The organism is Bacteroides sp. 1_1_14 (assembly GCF_000162515.1).
GTDB classification, from domain to species: Bacteria; Bacteroidota; Bacteroidia; order Bacteroidales; family Bacteroidaceae; genus Bacteroides; species Bacteroides thetaiotaomicron.
Map to the genome: position 1 here is coordinate 293679 of NZ_GG774706.1, position 3727 is coordinate 297405.

Here is a 3727-nt window from a genome sequence, read left to right on the forward strand (position 1 = left end):
CAAAACGGTAACTAGACTAAAGATTTGAACAAGAATATTAGTAATATTCGATATAATCTTATAAATTTGCCTAGTCAGATAACCTTTAGTGATGGTAATACCATTGATTATGAGTATGGATCGGATGGAAGAAAACTTCGTACTGTCCATCAAACAGGTAATACTATCTTAACGACTGATTATTGTGGTAATGCGATCTATGAGAACGGCTCTTTGAAGCTGCTTTTGACTGAGACAGGATATGTTAGTTTCCCTGATAAGAAGTTCCACTTTTATTTGAAGGACCATCAAGGTAATGTGCGTGTAGTTGCTGATAAGGATGGAAAGTTGGAGGAAACGAATGATTACTATCCTTTTGGTGGTACGTTTACAACATCTACGAGTGTTCAGTCTTATAAGTATAATGGTAAGGAGTTGGATAGAAAGAATGGGTTGGATTGGTATGATTTTGGTGCAAGGCATTATGATGCGGTGATAGGAAGATGGTATGTGCAAGATCCATTAAATGAAATGAATAATGCTAACCCTTATTTATTTTGTTTTAACAACCCACTTCGATATGTTGACATTATGGGATTGGATACTATTCCGGTCAGTCAGTTGCCGGAAAAATGGTCAAATTTTAATGAGAATAAGGATGTTGTTAGCCTCAATGAAGTTGCAATATCTGGAAACTTATCAGAAGAAATGATTCATCTCGGGATTAATATGGTTGGTGCTTGGTCGACTATAAAAGCGGGTAGTAAATATACTGAGTATTCGTGGCCACTGAAGGGAGGGTATTTCATTAACTCTAAAGGGAAAAGATATCCAATTGCAGCGTTAAAGTTAAATCAGAAAGGGAAAGTGCGTGGAGTCAATGCTCTAAGAAGAGATGCTGCTAGAGTGAAAAAATCTACAAGGGTGTTGAGAGGAATAGGAAATGTCACTGGAGCTATTTCAAGTGCTTGGTCTGTTTATAATCTTTATAATGATTTTAATTATAGGGATTTAATAGATTTGGGCATTGGAGTGGTAAGTACTGCAGCTTGGGAAATAGGAGTAGCATATGAAGGGTTGTCATTCTATTATGATGATGTAATAATAGAGAATATAGAACAGCGTCGATATAATATTATACATGATAATAATCCAATGCGAGGTACTTATAATCCAACAACAGGGCTGATTGATTATTAATTAAAATATTAGGCTATGAAATTTATTGATTATTTTTTTTATATGTTTTATAGAATTCTTTTTCATACTTTTAAAAGGAGTGAAGATAATGCAAAATGGTCTTCAATACTTTATTTGGGATTATATTCTACGTTCTTTTTATATACAAGTATACATCTTTATTTGTATTTGAGTACCGATTTAGTTTCGCGTGCTTGGTCTTTCCCTCCAATTCTTATATTATGTATATTATTTTGGGGACTTTACTCTTTGCGTTACTATGTTCTCAGAAAAAGTATAATAATGGAACTGGAACGTGAATATAACATTTTCTCACGTCGAAAACAGCGAGCTGTAAAGTGTATGTTTGGATTTACTGTGGTACTAATTCCTGCGTTAATAATACTTTCAAACTATATAACCAAACATGATTTAATATAAGTTGATAATCTGATTGCTTTAAAGTCTCTCCTCTAATATATTCTATAGAGATTTATATTAGAGGAGCCTATCTTTGATATTATTCTCGAGACTCTTATTGTGTTTTCTGATGATTGCTTCACTAATCTAAGGTTTTGGATTTTATTACTAACTTGTTTAAATAGAAAATAATGAAACAGAAAAGAATTATTGCTTTTTTAATAGATGCTTTTAGTATCGTATTTTTGACGATTATTGTACGACTTATCTTGAATGTTGATGATGCTCAATTATCTTTAATGTTTTTTCTCTTTTAGCTTCTTTTCTGATAATATGTAAAGATTGTTGCAATGGGAATAGCTTTGGAAAATATTTGATGAAGATTCAAATAATAGATGAAAGAAAAATGCAACCTGCTAGTCCGTTTAAATGTGTAATTTGTAATTATTTATATTTTATTTGGATTGTGGAGTTAATAATGTTTTTGTGTAGTAAAAGCGGTAATCGATTAGGCGATTATTTCACAAGAACAAAAGTTGTGGAACGTGTAGAAGGTTTGAGGGAAATTGATAAATTGAGGCTTATTCTTACTGTATTTCTTGTCGCTTTATTTTTTGTTTTGATTTATATATACGTATATTTGTCTGTTAGTCATACAAAAACATTGTTTAGTTTAATTATAGGATAAGGCAAAATATATAGCTTTTTTATCTGAAAATTAATTGTCCTACCCTGATATGGATTGACCGGACTAAGTCAATTGTATCAGGGTATTTTCATGATATCCCTTCTGATTCTGATAGAGGATCATTTGTCACAGCTATCAATATTGATAGTAAGGGTTTACTAATATATGTAATGTTATGTGAACGAATTTATAAAGAAGTCTATCAATGGATTTATAGGAGTTGACAGTGCTCGTTATGTCATTCAGTATCTCTGATGCTTTCAGCCGAATAGTGTTGACAGGTACTTGTAAAAACGTTTTTGATTATACTGCCAATCCGCTAGGAAGTAATGTTGTAACAGCAGCGTGGTCAAATGGTAGCACCGCTTTGAAAGGCTATAGTGTGACAGGTCTTACCTTTACTGCTCCTGTAGTATTATCCGCCAATTATTACGATGATTACGAGTTCTTGGGTAAGAATGGTATTCCTGATGATGCAACGACCGGTTATTCAGAAATGCCCGGTTACGGTAAAAGATATTCCGGTGGTTGTAAAGGTCAATTGACGGGAAACTGGACGGCCCGTTTGACGTCTCAGTTGGCAGGTTCAACCTATTCAGTTATGTATTATGATGATCGTTACCGCGTGATTCAACGGAAAGGGAATAACAGTTTGAATGGTATGGAAGCTGTCTATACATCTTATAATTTTGAAGGCAGTCCCGTGAAAGAGAAACGTGTCCATTCCGTTCCCGGTCAAGACATTATAACGGAGGTTCGTAACCATACCTATGATCTTGCTAATCGTTTGCTTCAAACGACCTATCAACTCAATGATGATGCTCCTGTTATTTTGGTGGATAATGTCTATGATGAGATCGGTCGTCTGAAAACGGAAAAACGTACTGGGCATTCTAAGCTAAGAACTGATTATACCTATAACCTTCGTTCCTGGACGAAAGGTATTAATGGCCCTTTGTTTCACCAAACGCTTACTTATCAGGAGTCAATTGATGGAACTACTCCTTATTATAATGGTAATATCAGTAGTATGACATGGAAGTCGGGAGGATCAGCCGTAACCAATGAAATGGGATATCGTTTCACTTATGACGGCTTGTCTCGTATGAAAGATGCTATCTACGGAGAAACGAATACACTCTCAATCAATCAGAACCGCTTCAGTGAACAGATAACCGGTTATGATAAGATGGGCAATATTCTGAGTTTGCTCAGGTATGGTCAAACAAGTGCAACAGGTTATGGTTTGGTTGATAACTTAAGTTTGGTTTACAATGGTAATCAACTTCAGTCTGTCGATGATCATGCGCCAAACTCGGTTTATGGTAACGGTATGGAGTTCAAGGATAATGCTAATCAGCCTGTAGAATACGGATATGACAAAAACGGTAACTTGACTAAAGATTTGAACAAGAATATTAGTAATATTCGATATAATCTTATAAATTTGCCTAGTCAGAT

The 3727-nt window shown here is 34.5% G+C and carries 2 pseudogenes; both read left to right on the forward strand.

Annotated features, from left to right (window positions below):
- Positions 1-588: pseudogene (locus HMPREF9007_RS27740) on the forward strand (RHS repeat-associated core domain-containing protein); the annotation flags it as partial.
- 1913 nt (positions 589-2501) lie between these two features.
- Positions 2502-3727 (forward strand): annotated as a pseudogene (locus HMPREF9007_RS27175) (RHS repeat-associated core domain-containing protein); the annotation flags it as partial.